The sequence below is a fragment of the Paenibacillus ottowii genome, assembly GCF_006874425.1.
Classification (GTDB): domain Bacteria; phylum Bacillota; class Bacilli; order Paenibacillales; family Paenibacillaceae; genus Paenibacillus; species Paenibacillus ottowii.
Genome location: NZ_VIJZ01000001.1, coordinates 95,880 through 109,825 on the forward strand (window position 1 = coordinate 95,880; position 13,946 = coordinate 109,825).

Annotated in this window: 12 protein-coding genes and 1 pseudogene; 11 read left to right on the top strand and 2 right to left on the bottom strand. The window is 44.4% G+C overall.

The genetic code is table 11. From position 1 onward, the window contains the following. Window positions 1-60 precede the first annotated feature (60 nt). The 8 genes and pseudogenes from FKV70_RS00455 to aroD all read left to right on the top strand — a co-directional run bounded on the left by FKV70_RS00455 (window position 61) and on the right by aroD (window position 8,492). The gene (locus FKV70_RS00455) at window positions 61-1,194 is read left to right on the top strand and encodes a sensor histidine kinase (RefSeq protein ID WP_142611473.1); all 1,134 of its coding nucleotides are present in this window, start codon (window positions 61-63) and stop codon (window positions 1,192-1,194) included. Continuing rightward, the gene (locus tag FKV70_RS00460; RefSeq protein ID WP_064795848.1) at window positions 1,191-1,790 is read left to right on the top strand and encodes a response regulator transcription factor; all 600 of its coding nucleotides are present in this window, start codon (window positions 1,191-1,193) and stop codon (window positions 1,788-1,790) included. The genes FKV70_RS00455 and FKV70_RS00460 overlap by 4 nt, the downstream gene beginning before the upstream one ends. Window positions 1,791-1,958: 168 nt before the next feature. Beyond that, complete coding sequence (locus tag FKV70_RS00465) at window positions 1,959-2,582, top strand: deoxynucleoside kinase (protein ID WP_142611474.1); 624 nt, start codon at window positions 1,959-1,961, stop codon at window positions 2,580-2,582. Then, window positions 2,579-3,220: a deoxynucleoside kinase gene (locus FKV70_RS00470; protein WP_064795850.1), complete on the top strand. Its 642-nt coding sequence runs from the start codon at window positions 2,579-2,581 to the stop codon at window positions 3,218-3,220. Before FKV70_RS00465 ends, FKV70_RS00470 begins: the two co-directional genes overlap by 4 nt. Before the next feature lie 190 nt (window positions 3,221-3,410). Further along, a complete protein-coding gene (locus FKV70_RS00475) occupies window positions 3,411-4,412 on the top strand; it encodes a Gfo/Idh/MocA family protein (protein ID WP_142611872.1) in 1,002 nt (333 codons plus the stop codon). 276 nt (window positions 4,413-4,688) lie between these two features. Next, window positions 4,689-6,125: pseudogene (locus FKV70_RS00480) on the top strand (purple acid phosphatase family protein). Window positions 6,126-6,369: 244 nt separating this feature from the next. After that, entirely contained in the window at window positions 6,370-7,596 is a 1,227-nt protein-coding gene (locus FKV70_RS00485) for an RtcB family protein (protein ID WP_142611475.1), read from the top strand. 131 nt (window positions 7,597-7,727) lie between these two features. Next, a complete protein-coding gene (aroD, locus tag FKV70_RS00490; protein WP_142611476.1) occupies window positions 7,728-8,492 on the top strand; it encodes a type I 3-dehydroquinate dehydratase in 765 nt (254 codons plus the stop codon). 100 nt (window positions 8,493-8,592) lie between these two features. Here the strand turns inward: aroD and FKV70_RS00495 are convergent, their stop codons facing one another. Continuing rightward, the gene (locus FKV70_RS00495) at window positions 8,593-9,165 is read right to left on the bottom strand and encodes a shikimate kinase (protein WP_063210948.1); all 573 of its coding nucleotides are present in this window, start codon (window positions 9,163-9,165) and stop codon (window positions 8,593-8,595) included. A 564-nt stretch (window positions 9,166-9,729) separates the two neighbouring features. On the opposite strand from FKV70_RS00495, the gene FKV70_RS00500 reads away from it, so the two are divergent. The 3 genes from FKV70_RS00500 to FKV70_RS00510 all read left to right on the top strand — a co-directional run bounded on the left by FKV70_RS00500 (window position 9,730) and on the right by FKV70_RS00510 (window position 12,660). Beyond that, window positions 9,730-10,422 (top strand): pectate lyase, encoded by a 693-nt coding sequence (locus FKV70_RS00500; protein WP_142611477.1) that lies wholly within the window; start codon window positions 9,730-9,732, stop codon window positions 10,420-10,422. Between the two features lie 146 nt (window positions 10,423-10,568). Then, entirely contained in the window at window positions 10,569-11,606 is a 1,038-nt protein-coding gene (locus tag FKV70_RS00505) for an aminoglycoside phosphotransferase family protein (RefSeq protein WP_208738383.1), read from the top strand. A gap of 55 nt (window positions 11,607-11,661) precedes the next feature. Beyond that, window positions 11,662-12,660 (top strand): glycosyltransferase, encoded by a 999-nt coding sequence (locus FKV70_RS00510; RefSeq protein WP_142611478.1) that lies wholly within the window; start codon window positions 11,662-11,664, stop codon window positions 12,658-12,660. 72 nt (window positions 12,661-12,732) lie between these two features. On the opposite strand, the gene FKV70_RS00515 is transcribed toward FKV70_RS00510, so the two are convergent. After that, window positions 12,733-13,941, bottom strand: a complete 1,209-nt coding sequence (locus FKV70_RS00515; protein ID WP_142611479.1) for an MFS transporter — start codon at window positions 13,939-13,941, stop codon at window positions 12,733-12,735. Between the last annotated feature and the right edge of the window lie 5 nt (window positions 13,942-13,946).

Consider the following 13,946-nt stretch of genomic DNA (forward strand, 5'->3'; position numbering starts at 1 on the left):
CATTGTACGGAAATTGGTATGATAAGATAAGGGATATCTAAAGTAGAAAAGGGTGGCAGGATGCAAAAGTGGTATCAGATTTTCCAAAGAAATACGGGGCTCAGCCCTTATGTATGGGTCGTCTTTTATATCCTGCCCTTTTACTATTTTAGCTCCTCATCTACAAGTCATATCATTCTGGGTACCGCGATTATTTTGGTGTTTTTTGCTTGTTATGTACTGGCTTTTGTCTCTCAAGGTTGGCTCATATACTTTTGGACCAGTGTACAGATCGCGATATCGATTACGATGACGCTGCTGTTCAGCTATATGTATTTTTCTATATTTATCGCTTATCTAATTGGTAATATTAAAAGTAAGTCCGCTTTTACGACACTGTATATTACTTTAATGGTTATTACGATTGGATTAATTAATTACGGCTTTGTTTCTCAGAATCCCGTTTTTATTAAGCAGATTCCTTTTATTCTGCTCAATCTGATCGGTGTAATTCTCCTTCCGATTACGAATTTTAATCGCAACAAAAGTGATCGGCTTCAAGTTCAATTAGAGGATGCCAATAAAAAAATATCGGAATTGATCAAGCTGGAGGAACGGCAAAGAATCGCCCGTGACCTGCACGATACCTTGGGTCAGAAGCTGTCACTCATTGGGCTGAAGAGTGATTTGGCGGGCAAGCTGCTGGACCAGTACCCGGAACGGGCTCATGCCGAAATTAACGATGTTCGTCTTACCGCGAGAAGTGCGTTAAAAGAAGTACGGGAAATGGTTACTCAAATGCGCGGCATGAGGTTGGAGGATGAACTGCTACGTGTTCGGCAAATTTTAAAGGCTGCTCACATCGAACTGACCTTGGAGGGCGACCCCAAGCTGGAGCATACGTCATTAATGAACGAAAATGTGCTGAGTATGTGTATGAAAGAAGCTGTAACCAATGTAGTGAAACACAGTGGAGCTACCGCTTGCTCCATCACTATTGAGCCGTCTCGTAAGGAATTGACCCTGCGGATTCAGGATAATGGAGTTGGCATTACTGGAGAATATGGAACTTTTCGGGGAAATGGTCTGCAAGGCATGAAGGAAAGGCTCGAATTCGTGAACGGATGTATGGAGCTGCGTTCAGATCAGGGAACGACCCTGGTCATTAAAGTGCCCAACATCACTGAAAAACCGAATGAGGAGGTGGAGTCATGATTCGAATCGTCATCGCAGAAGACCAGCGTATGCTGCTGGGTGCTCTAGCCTCCCTGTTGGACTTGGAAGAAGACATGAAGGTAGTTGGAAAAGCAAGCAACGGGGAAGAAGCTATAGAACTGGTGAAGCAACATCAGCCAGACATATGCATTATGGACATCGAAATGCCGATCAAGAGCGGATTGGATGCGGCAGAGGAACTCAAAGGCTTGAATTGCAAGGTGCTTATTTTAACAACGTTTGCTCGCCCCGGGTACTTTGAACGAGCAATCAAGGCAGGCACACACGGCTATTTACTCAAGGACAGTCCCAGTGAAGAACTGGCCTCTTCCATTCGCAGCATTATGGCAGGTCGACGTATTTACGCTCCAGAACTGGTCGATGATGCTTATGCTGAAGTTAACCCGCTAACGGAGCGTGAAAAGACCGTGTTGGCGCTTATTGCTGACGGAAAGAATACCAAAGAAATTGCCGGTGAACTGTATTTAACAACAGGGACGGTGCGAAATTATATTTCAGTCATTCTCGATAAGCTGGGTGTCAGCAACCGGATTGAGGCGATTACACGTTTTAATGAAAAAGGCTGGTTCAAATGAGAGACAGGCCAAAAAAAGAAGCAGAACAGGGACGCTATAAAGCCACACGTAGCTGCTCTGTTTTTTTGTTTTATCCATAGATTTGCTATGCCTCTAGTGTACTTCCTTGTGATACAATAGGATAGTTGTCCACAGGATGGACTGGAGTACAAGGAGGAGCAGAACCGCATGAAACAAGCCCCATTTATAGCCGTTGAAGGGCCGATTGGAGCAGGCAAAACGACGTTGGCTTCGATGCTTTCAACCGAGCTGCATTTGCCGATGATCAAAGAGATTGTCGAGGAAAACCCGTTTCTCGATAAATTCTATCAAAATATAGATGAGTGGAGCTTTCAACTAGAGATGTTCTTTCTCTGCAATCGGTATAAGCAGCTAGAGGATACTGGCCTGCAATACATTGAGAAAGCACAGCCTGTAATTTCAGATTACCATATCTATAAAAATCTGATTTTTGCAGAACGTACGCTCAAGGGTGTGAAGCTCGAAAAATATCGCCAAATCTATCATTTGCTCACAGATGACATGCCTAAGCCTGACATTATCATTTATATTAGAGCAGATTTGGATACCTTGCTAGGCAGAATCCGTAAGCGCGGACGCTCTTTTGAGCAGGAGATGGACCCTGCCTATCTGGAGCAATTGATTGCGGATTATGATAAAGGCATTCAGTTTCTCGCCGAACAGTCACCTGCCCCACGTATTTTGACCGTGAACGGGAATGAAATAGATTTTGTAGAAAACCAGGCACAATTTGAACAAATTGTTTCCGATGTAAAGGAGCTTATAGAGTGAATAATTACAACATTCCTGCAAATGCCCTGATTACGGTAGCAGGTACGGTGGGTGTAGGTAAATCCACGTTAACGGGCGCTTTGGCCAGTCGTCTTGGTTTTAAAACCTCGTTAGAGCAAGTCGATCATAATCCGTATCTGGAAAAATTTTATCACGATTTCGAAAGATGGAGCTTTCATCTGCAAATTTATTTTCTCGCAGAACGCTTCAAGGAGCAAAAGAACATATTCTTGTCGGGTGGAGGTTATGTACAGGATCGTTCCATCTATGAGGACACAGGCATTTTTGCGAAAATGCATGCTGATCAGGGAACAATGAACCCTACCGATTATGAAACATATACTAGCCTGTTTGAGGCCATGGTCATGACCCCGTTCTTTCCGCACCCCGATGTACTGATCTATCTGGAAGGCAGCCTGCCCTCCATACTGAGACGGATTGAAGAACGCGGTCGCGAAATGGAGATCCAGACCGAGCGAGCCTATTGGGAGCAAATGCACCGCAGATACTCCGATTGGATCAACGAATTTGATGCCTGTCCTGTACTGCGTCTCAACATTGATGAGTACGATGTGCACGACCCTGCTTCCATGGATGCCATTTTGACAGAAGTGGGCAAAGTGATCTCCAAAAAGTAGAGATTCAACTCCCAAAAAGCATACGAGGACTGTGGTACAATCAGTGTAATTTATGCTGAGCGACCGCAGTCTTTTTTTATATGTGAAAGCTTGGAATAGGACAAGTGGTATAGTGGACAAGTCTTGGCTGGAATGCGAGAATAGTACATATATTAATGTAATGACTCACGGGAAAGGACGGGATACTGTGATGCGTTTTGGGATCGTTGGAACGAACTGGATAACGGAAAGATTTATTCAAGCTGCGATAGAGACGGATGAATTTTCCCTGACCGCAGTGTACTCACGAACAGAGGAGAAAGGCAAAGCCTTTGCTGAGAAATATAGCAGCCAGCCGGAGGTTTTTACAGATCTGGCGCAAATGGCTGCAAGTGATCAGGTGGATGCCGTATATATTGCCAGCCCCAATTCTTTACATGCGGAGCAAGCGATTTTATGTATGAACCATGGAAAGCATGTGTTGTGTGAGAAACCTTTAGCCTCTAATTCGGCTGAGGTGCAGAGCATGATCGAAGCCGCGCGCAAGAACGATGTTCTGTTAATGGAAGCCGTTAAATCCACGCTTATGCCCAACTTTAAAATTATACAGGATCATATGTACAAAATAGGCCGGGTTCGGCGTTATTTTGCAAGCTACTGTCAATACTCTTCACGCTTTGATGCTTTTAAGCAGGGCAAGGTGCTGAATGCCTTTAATCCGGCTTTTTCCAATGGTTCCTTGATGGATCTGGGCGTATATTGTCTGTATCCAATGGTGACATTGTTCGGCAAACCGGATGAGATCCGGGCGGTGGGGGTACTTTTATCCTCTGGTGTCGACGGCGAGGGTAGTATCGTCATGAAGTATCCAGATATGGATGCTATCGTCATGCATTCCAAAATTACAGATTCCTATCTGCCTACTGAAATTCAGGGTGAGAATGGAACAATGGTGATTGATAAAATCAGCCAGCCCTATGAGGTGAAAATTCATTATCGGGACGGCACGATTGAGGATTTGACCAAGGCACAGACGCGTGAGCCCATGTATTATGAAATTCAGGAGTTTATGGATCTGATCAAGAGTGGGGAACGCAACAGTTCCATTAATTCTTTGGAGTGTTCGCTGACAGTCGCTGAAGTGATGGAAGAAGCAAGACAACAATTTGGTCTTCGTTATGAAGCAGATTTGAAAAATTCTTCTGCACATTAGGTGGCTAGTGATTTAACAAAAACCTTAATAGCTTTCCAGGATTCCGCGACTGCTTCTTATATGGGGCAGTCTAGTTTTATGTATCAAGAGTACCTAGAAAATGAATAAGGCCTGCCGGTTTTGCAGATTTTGCAAACATCCGGTAGGCTTTTTTTGGTTTATATACCTAACCTCATTTTTACAAAGTGCTACATTTCAGCAAATAACGTATAAACAATTAATTGTTATGATCGTAATTATAACTTTTACATAATAACTGCACAGAGGAGTGTACACATGTTTAAAAGGTTTCAAAAGTGGTCAGCAACATCTATGTCTGTTGCCCTTGCACTAGGTTTGATTACGGGCATGTCAGCCTTACCAGTCGATGCTGAGTCATCAGGGAACACAAATCAAGGTATTAGTAAAGTTACAGCTACATTTTATGGAGACACCAAGGGCTCCAAAGGATTTACCTGGTATACTTCAAAACTGATCACGAAGAGCACTGTTCAAGTAACCAAGAAAACAGGTTCTGAAGCTGATTTTACGAAGGCTCTTACATTTGAAGGCACTTCCTCTCCATCAACCAATTCTGCAGAAGAGCTTGTCCATAAAGCTGTAGCTACAGGTCTTCAAGCGGACACAGCTTATTATTATCGTGTGGGTGATGGAGCGCGCGGGATATGGAGCGAAACAGGAACATTTCAAACGGCCCCTAAGAGCGGTGAATTTACCTTCATTGATCTAGCTGATACACAAGCCAAAAGCGAAGATGAAGCCATATTGTCTTCACAAACGCTTGAAAAAGCACTACAAACCGTAGGGAATGCTCAGTTTGTAGTTCACAACGGAGATATCGTAGATACCGGTACCAAAGAAGAGCAGTGGAACTGGTTGTTGGGGCATTCACAAAAAAGTCTTTTAAATACAACTATTGTTCCTTCAGCAGGTAATCATGAGGATGAGAACTACGCTTTTTATGATCACTTTAATATTAATGAGCCAGCGGGTTCTGCTACTAAAACAGGAGCGTACTACTCCTTTGATTACAGCAATGCTCACTTTATCGTACTGAACTCTAACGAGGACTCAGAGAAATATGCAAATTTTTCTGAAGATCAAGTTGAATGGTTAAAGAAAGATGCTGCGGCAGCCAAAAAAGCAGGTGCAAAGTGGGTCATTGTTAACATTCATAAAGGTCCCTACACTACTTCCAACCATGCAACAGATGCTGACATCATGGATAGCAATGGAGTCCGTAACTAAATAGCTCCATTAATGGACAAACTTGATATCGACTTGGTCGTACAAGGGCATGATCATATTTACGCTCGTACGAAACCAATCAACCAAGAGGGTAAAGCAACAACGCCTACCAAATTAAAAGATAGACTAAATGAAAAGACGATTGAATATAGTGTGAATCCGGATGGAAGTATTTATGTGATCCCAGCAACCGCTGGCCCTAAAGTCTACTACAAAAACCCGAGTGAAAAACTTGGAGATAAGTACTATAACCTCTTTGAACTAGCCGAAGAAAATCATGCGGCAGTCTATGGCCCAGATCCGAGTGATAATCGTAGACCTGTACGAGGACAGGTACAGAATTTTGTTGGCATCACTGTAGACGAAAATAAACTTACAGCCGTAACGTATGAAATTGATCAAAACAAAAATGATGCCAAGCCGTTTATTGTGGATCAATTCGGAATCATCAAAAAATATCAGTAAAATTGATTAATGGTTTCTAAATGATCATAAAAGGATATCCTACAGTCTGTTTGGCTGAGAGGATATCCTTTTTCATTTTCTAATAAAAACTTTCGTATAGAGATGTCTGATAATGGACTTGTAATACTTACGCCCTGTTCGGAAGCGGGTAAATCATACATAATGCTATTAACAGACCAACGTTAAAAAATAGAGTGCTTAATTTTACATATAAATTTCTTGCAAAACATGGGAGGATGAAACGATGGCTTATCAAGAAATCAATGGAGTACGCGTATGGGGAGCACCTGATCCGGGGGCACTATCTCAAGCCCGCACATGTGCCGAAAACGGTCATGTGATTCAAGCGCTGTTGATGGCAGATCATCATAAAGGCTACAGTCAGCCGATTGGCGGTGTGGTGGTGTATGATGGACAAATTTCACCCTCAGGTGTGGGGTATGATATCGGTTGTGGAAATAAAGCGGTAAGAACCAAACTGTCGGCAGCAGATATTATGCCGCGTATTTCAGCCGTGATGGATGAGATTGCACGTCAGATTTCGTTTGGCGTAGGTCGTGTGAATGAGGTTCAGGTAGACCATGAGTTGTTCGATGACCCGGATTGGTCGGTATATGTAGCGGTTGGGAAACAAGAGCATGACAAGCTAAAGTCCTTGGCGAGAGAACAGCTCGGTACCGTAGGGAGTGGCAATCACTTTGTTGATATATTTGTGGAGGAAGCGACGGAACAGGTCTGGATTGCCAATCATTTCGGCAGCCGGGGCTTTGGACATAAAACAGCAAGCGGGTTTCTAAATCTGGCTGCAGGGCGGGAGTTTCTCGGAAAGGCACCGGGAGAACATATGGATCAGCCGCCTGTACTGCTGGATATGAACAGTGAGCTGGGAGACATGTACTATCGTGCGATGCGCCTTGCCGGACGTTATGCTTATGCAGGGCGCGACTATGTGATAGAACAGGTGCTTGGTATTATCGGGACGGAAGCGGACTTTACGGTGCATAACCACCATAATTATGCATGGAAGGAACAGCATGATGGACGTGATACCATTGTGGTCCGCAAAGGCGCTACCCCTTCGGCCCCTGGCCAAATGGGCTTTATTGGAGGAAGCATGGGCGATATCTCGGTGATTGTACGTGGGAAAGATTCGGTAGAAAATCGGGATTCCTACTATAGTACCGTCCATGGCGCAGGTCGTATTATGAGTCGTACCCAGGCAGCAGGTAAAATGAATTGGAAAACCCGTACGCGTAGCGGGGGGCAGATTACGGACCTACAGATGAAGGAGGCCGTTCGAAACTATGGTGTTGAGCTGCGCGGAGCGGGTACAGATGAAAGTCCGTTCGTCTATCGTAAACTGCGTGAGGTGCTGGACGCTCATTCCGAGACGGTAGAGGTTATGCATGTCCTGAAGCCGATTGGGGTATGCATGGCTGGGGCCAATGAGTTTGACCCCTATAAGGATTAATGAGCCTTAGTTGTCTGGATACCCAATACTAATAACTGAACCTAATCATCTGCATGCTTATTCAGAATGCGTTATACTATGAATTATTGTACTTGTTCGACTGGAAACTGTAATTGGGGAGTGAGATAGATTTGGCAAAAATCATAAAGGTAAAAGATGTACGGATCGGTGAAGGAGCGCCCAAAATATGTGTTCCCATGGTGGGAGAAACGTTGGAGCAGTTAAAGGAAGAGGCTGACCATTTACGCACACTCGATCTGGATATCGTAGAGTGGAGAGTCGATTTTTTTGAGCATGTGGAGGACCTGGAAAAGGTAAAGGCTGCCTTACATGAAATTCGGTCTATTTTAGCAAATATTCCACTCGTATTTACGTTTCGCAGCGCCCGGGAAGGTGGAGAAAAGGAAATCAGTACGGCAAGTTATGTGGAGTTGAATCGTACAATAGCCGAAACGGGACAAGTAGATATGATTGATGTAGAGCTTTTTAATGAAGAAGACGATGTGAAAATACTGGTGGAAGCAGCACATAAGCATAACGTGTATGTGATTATTTCTAACCACGATTTTCAAAAGACGCCGCCGAAGGAAGAGATTGTGTCCCGGTTGTGTAAGGCACAGGAATTGGGCGGCGATCTGCCTAAAATAGCGGTGATGCCCACCAACACAGCTGATGTGCTGACCTTGCTGGACGCCACGCGTACGATGGCAGAAGAATATGCGGATCGGCCGATTATTACAATGTCGATGGCGGGAAAAGGTATCGTGAGCCGTTTGACTGGAGAACTGTTTGGTTCAGCGCTGACTTTTGGTGCTGCCAAGAAAGCTTCCGCGCCGGGGCAGATTCCTGTCACTGAACTGAGAGAAATATTGCAGGTGCTGCATAGCCATTCTTAAAAGATGCAGGTATTACTCACTAGCGAGTAAGGTATTCGCTTTGAACACAAAAAGGAGGACCACAGCGATAAGCATGCCAGGGCCCTCCTTTTTGTAACCCTTAATTCAATCCACGAGTAGGTTCATACAATTCCCAACCCAGTTTCAGCGTTTGAATAATATAGTCTGCGACTTCCTCAGCATCCAACTGATCGGTATCGATTTTGGAGTGATTCAACGCGTAAATGTCCTGTCTGGAACGGAAAAGTTCTTCGATTTCCTCTAGTGTCTTATTTTGCAGATTGGGACGAGTGTCAATCAGCATTTTGAGCCGATCTTTCCAGGAATCCCAATTTAAATCCAAGAAGAAAACAATCGAGGAAGCCAAACAAGCCTGCTTCACCTCTTCTTGTAGGAACGCACCACCGCCAACAGAAATGATTTTAAGACGCGTATTGCTGCACAGCTTCAAAATATGCTCTTTTTCAATCTCACGGAAACGCTTCTCTCCGTAAGTTTTGAAAATTTCTGTTGTTGGCATGTTGTACTCTTGTTCAATCTCCTGATCAATATCCACGAAATCGCGATACAGCTTGCGTGCTAGATGGGAACCGATCGTTGTTTTGCCTACGCCCATAAAGCCGATCAGCACAATATTTTGTTCTTTTAATGGAATCTCACTATTGTTTTGCACGATAACCACTCTTTTCTCACCAGTAATGTTGAGATGTAACGCTTCAAAGCACTAAATACATTATACGTTCATCAAACGTGTCATTCAATAGTATAGAACACATCAACAATGAGGTATACGATAAAAAGAGGCTTTGATTACCAATGGAGTAATAAACAGCAGACAAGCGAGGTTGGAGAATGAAGTGTTATGTAATGCGTAAATCGAAGAAAAAAAATTTGTACAAGTATAAAAGAGACAATATTGTGTGTTCTATTGAAAAAAGGATATATTTGGCCGGAAATATATTGAAATTACTGGAAGTATGGCTATAATAGAATTATACGAATTGTAAATGTAAGTGCTATATTTACAGTTTGTGTTTGGTTTAATTTATAATAATGAAGTACCTTTGAACCAAAAACCTAGTATACATATACAAAAAGACAAATATTACTTTAGGGACATGTATCGGTCAATAGGTTCATTGTACAAAGGTGGTGATATGGATTACTCGCTTGCGCTCTAGTCAACGAAGAGTTGGAGACAAGAACAAAAAAATATCTATGAGAGGGATGAATTGAAATGAAAAAAAACACAGCTAAAATATGGAAAAAGGGAATGAGTATCGCGTTATCCGGTATGTTGATCGCATTATTTGTTGGCAATTATTCTGCCCATGCAGCCCCGGAAGTCGTTCATAAGACCATACTTGTGAAAGCTGGAGAAGTATACGATGGTAAAGGAAAGACCGTAGTGGCTGACCCCGATACTTTGGGAGATGGAAGCCAGAAAGAGGCGCAAAAGCCTATTTTCAAACTTGAAAATAATGCAACGCTAAAAAATGTGATTATCGCCGCACCTGCCGCGGATGGTGTGCATGTATATGGAAATGGCACTATTTCCAATGTAACGTGGGAGGATGTCGGTGAAGATGCATTAACGCTTAAAGAACCAGGCACGGTGAATATTACAGGCGGCGGAGCATACCATGCATATGATAAAGTGTTCCAAATCAATGCCGAAGGCACAATTAACATTAAAAACTTTAGAGCCGATGATATCGGAAAGCTGGTTCGCCAACTTGGAGGCTCTACTTTTAGAGTGAATATGACTTTGGATAACTCGGATATTTCCAACGTGAAGGATTCGATCTTGAGATCGGACGGTCCTAACAGCAAAGCTAAAATTACGAATACTCGTTATCATAATGTAAAGCAATTGTTCAAAGGTTTTAAGTCCGGCAATACGAGCGAGTCCGGCAATACTCAATATTAATCGGTAGAGAATAGAGTAAGGATAGGGGTACGGATGTGATAGGGGGCTGTCTGACAGGTCACGTGATCTGCTTGGACAAGCCCCTTTTTGGGTGCATCGGGTTACCCCCAAACGATCTGGACTTCGTTCGGAACGAGGACTATGATATGATCGTGCTATTACATTTTATACAAAAAAGTTGGGTGGTTATGAATCTATTTCATCAATATGTGAATCTTGACGGTACTTTAATGGATACGCTAGTGCGGGATCGTGAAATTTTATATACAGGCACGAATGGCCGGCATGTGGAACGTTTTTACGTGTCATCTTCTGAAAGTTATATATTTAAACCACTAACCAATGACGATCAGAAGGGGTGCGAGAAATGGGTGTATGAGCATGTGCTTCCCGCATTACCACCAATTTATCCCCAATTGTTAGCTTGTTCCGATACAGACGTAAATGGCGGAGAAGAATGGATGGTGTTTGAGGACCTTGGCCCATTACATCACCTCCATACAGACGAAACCCTAGTGCAAGCTGCTGGACTTGTTGCACGGTGGCATGCTTTGCCGCCGGAGCATTTTGCTGGAATACCATTACGGGGACCGAAGCCGCTCATTCAGGAGATGGTTTCAGAGCTGCACAACCGTAAGACTGATCTATTAGAGCTTAGCAGCTCGCTCGGTTTTTCCAAGCAACAGATGCAGCGTATCTATGCACAGCTAGAGCATTTTTCTTTTTCACACCAGCTTGTACTGTCTCATGGTGATCTTCATCCGGGAAACTATGCGCTGAGTGGAGAGCGGTTAATGGTAATGGATTGGGAGCATGCTCATCTAAACACACCGCTGTGGGATGTATACCACCTGATCGACATGTCCCATCCGTGTTTCCCCCGACACATGACGTCTGAACTGCGCATTCGTCTGCTGGATACCTATCTGGAGCAGTTGGAGCTGTTGGGGATAAGGGTGGATCGAACGACATTTGTGCACGAATATGGCAGGTTTGCTGTGATATTTTCACTGTGGATGCTACTGCTAATCACAAGTGATTTGCAAAGGATGGGTACAGAGGTGCATAGAAATAGCGGCAAATGGTCAAAAGAGCAGTTAGAGTCACAGTTGGCTGAAACGCTAGCTTGTTTAAACCAATGTACAGTGATGATGGATTGGGGACAAGTCCAAACATGTAAGTAGTCAGTTTAAGACCTAGATTCTATATAGTTAGCCAAAGAAGGTAGGGAAATAGTCTATGAAAAAAGTCGGTTTAGTCATGAGAAAAATACAATTTGCTGAAGCGCAAGGTCCTCGTATTTTTGCAGAACGTCTGAAGCAGATCGGATTGGAACTGGGGATAGATATCGTATTTGTATCACCGGAACGCCATGTGAGCAGCCATGACTGGCTTCCAGGCTATGAGCACGAAAAGGGTGATCTGGTCAATTACGACATTGTACTAGACCAACTGCATGAGCAGCAGATTGAGCATGTAATTTATACGGTATCTGGCTTTACCTATTTGAACATGTTTTTTAAAAACAGCGTGCTCTTTCCGCATAGTTTTCCAGATCCGGCCCTGACAGGCTATGAGATGATGAAGCCTTTTTATCAGATTGTGGACAAGGCTATCGTACAGACTGCCTTTCTCAAGCAGGAGATGGCCTCGAAGTTTGGCGTAACCGATGTGACCGTGATCCCGATCGGATTTAATGAGCGGCTGGTGGAAAAGCATTTTGATCCCTCACAAGTGATGGAGAACCGGGTGATGTGGATTGGTAGAGACGAAGAGAATCGGCGTCCAGATCTGGTGCTGGAGTATGCGCAGCTTAATCCTGACAAGGATGTCTATATGGTGTTCGGCGGTGAACGCTATAAGGAAAGCATGAAGAAGTACGACATCCCGGACAATGTAAAACTTCAATTTGCATTGACGCAAGACGAGGTATTCGCACTGATGAACACGGCGAAGGTGTATTGGAGCTGCTCCAAATTCGATACATTTGCTATGCCGCTGACCGAAGCGCTTGCGATGGGGAAAATCGTCGTCAAGCCTGAGCATCCTTGCTATGGACATATCAGCTCTACGCATTCTTTTTCAGGTAATGAGAAAAACTGGTTCGAGCTGGTTAATATGGCTGCTGCCTCGCCACGCCGGGTTTCTCTGGAGAACCAGGCATATGCCATGGAACAGTTTTCAAGTCAGGTGATGAAGCAGGGATACCGCGACTTCTTTGATGGCTGGTTAAGCTGAACGCCTAGGCAAGGCACATGGAATAAGACCATAAAAAGGGACTCTCGCTCTAAAGAACGAAAGTCCCTTTTCTTATGATTGTATCTTTGCTATTGCTTCAGTATGAGCCGTCTTGCGATCCATCATGTAGCTGACCACCATCAGTAGCAGACCGCCGACAGTAATGAGTGATGCAACCCATGGAATGGCGGGCAGTCCCATGTGATTAATAACGATTCCCCCAACAAAAGCGCCGCCTGCGTTACCCAGATTCAATGCGGAATGGCTGGAGGTAGAGGCCAGCAAAGGAGCCTCATAGGCCAGGTTCATGATGCGAACCTGAATACCTGGCATGATGCCGAATGCCGCAATCCCCCAAATAAATACGGTGATAACGGCCAGTACCTTGTTTTGAAGTGTAAACGTCAGAATGGCCAGAATAACAGCCAGTACAGCATAGTTTGCGATCAAGGAGGGCAGTAGCTTCCAATCTGCGAGCTTGCCGCCAACGATGTTGCCAATTGTGACCCCTAGGCCGAACAGTACGAGAATCCAGGTAATGCTATGCTCGGCAAAGCCGCTAATATCGGTAAGCATGGGCGTAATGTACGTAAAGACAGTAAACAGGCTACCACAACCGACTGCACCTGTCAGCAGCATCAGCAGCACTTTTGGATTAAACAGGCTTTTGACTTCTTGTTTGAGACTGGAAGGCTTGTCTTGATGAATCACTGGAATATATCGAATGATACCGAAAAGAGAAATCAAGCCGATGACCACGATGGCTCCAAAGGAAGCGCGCCAGCCAAGCTGCTGTCCGATAAAGGTGCCAAAGGGCACGCCAATAATGTTCGCCACGGTCAAACCGGTCAGCACCATCGAGATGGCCCCTGCCCGCTTATCAGGACGAACCAGCCGGGCCGCAATCAGGGAACCGGCTCCGAGGAAGGTTCCGTGCGATAACGCGGTAGCCATACGGGCCGCAATCAGCAGCTCGTAGTTAGGAGCAATGACGGAAAAAAGATTCCCTAAAATGAATATGGACATCAGCAGACATAGCAGCTTTTTTTGCGGAACCTTATGGGTTAATACGGTAAGCACCGGGGCGCCAATAGCCACACCAAGCGCATAACTGGTGATTAACTGTCCGGCTTGCGGAATCGTAACATGAAGATCATGGGCTACATTAGGCAGAAGTCCCATGATAACGAATTCAGTCATGCCGATGGCGAAGGCACCAAGGGTCAACCATAGCAAGGAGGGGGGAAAGCGATCAGCTGTCATATTTTCTTGAGTACTCATAAGTT